The 1,014-nt window shown below is 66.6% G+C and carries 1 protein-coding gene; it reads right to left on the reverse strand.

Features of this window, described 5'->3' with window-relative positions; genetic code table 11:
- Window positions 1-1,014, reverse strand: a 1,014-nt coding sequence (locus tag BU124_RS14485; protein WP_084864270.1) for an adenosylhomocysteinase, incomplete at both ends; no start/stop codon positions are given.

Below are 1,014 nucleotides of genomic sequence, written 5' to 3' on the forward strand. Positions count from 1 at the left end.
TCCACTTGTGGTTCTTGAGGCTGGCGACCTGGATCTCGTTGTCGAAATGGCCGATGTTGCCGACGATGGCCATGTCCTTCATCGCGCGCATGTGCTCGATGCGGATCACGTCCTTGTTGCCGGTGGTGGTGATGAAGATGTCGGCTGACTCGACCACGTCGTCCAGCGTGACCACCTCGAAGCCGTCCATCGCCGCCTGCAGCGCGCAGATCGGGTCGACCTCGGTCACCTTGACCCGCGCGCCGGCGCCGGCGAGCGAGGCGGCCGAGCCCTTGCCCACATCGCCGTAGCCCATCACCACGGCGACCTTGCCGGCCATCATCGTGTCGGTGGCCCGGCGGATGCCGTCGACCAGGCTTTCCTTGCAGCCGTACTTGTTGTCGAACTTCGACTTGGTCACGGAGTCGTTCACGTTGATCGCGGGGAAGGGAAGCTCGCCCTTCTTGTGCAGATCATAGAGCCTGTGCACACCGGTCGTCGTCTCCTCGGAGACGCCGCGGATCGCGTCGCGGGTGCGGGTGAACCAGCCGGGGCTCTCTTTCATGCGCTTGTGGATCTGCGCCTTGACGACCTCTTCCTCCTCGGACTGCGGCACCGGGATGATCTCCTCGCCGGCCTCGGCGCGCGCGCCCAGCAGCACGTAGAGCGTGGCGTCGCCGCCGTCGTCGAGGATCATGTTCGGCCCCTCGGCGAACTGGAAGGAGCGGTCGAGGTAATCCCAGTGCTCCTCCAGGCTCTGGCCCTTGACGGCGAAGACCGGCACGCCGGCCTCGGCGATGGCCGCCGCGGCGTGGTCCTGCGTGGAAAAGATGTTGCACGAGGCCCAGCGGACCTCGGCGCCCAGCTCGACCAGCGTCTCGATCAGCACCGCCGTCTGGATCGTCATATGCAACGAGCCGACGATCCGCGCGCCCTTGAGCGGCTTGGACGCGCCGAACTCCTCGCGGCTGGCCACCAGCCCCGGCATCTCCGTCTCCGCAATCGAAATCTCGCGACGCCCGAAGGCCGCATCGG

The sequence above is a fragment of the Salibaculum halophilum genome, assembly GCF_002094885.1.
Taxonomy (GTDB): domain Bacteria; phylum Pseudomonadota; class Alphaproteobacteria; order Rhodobacterales; family Rhodobacteraceae; genus Salibaculum; species Salibaculum halophilum.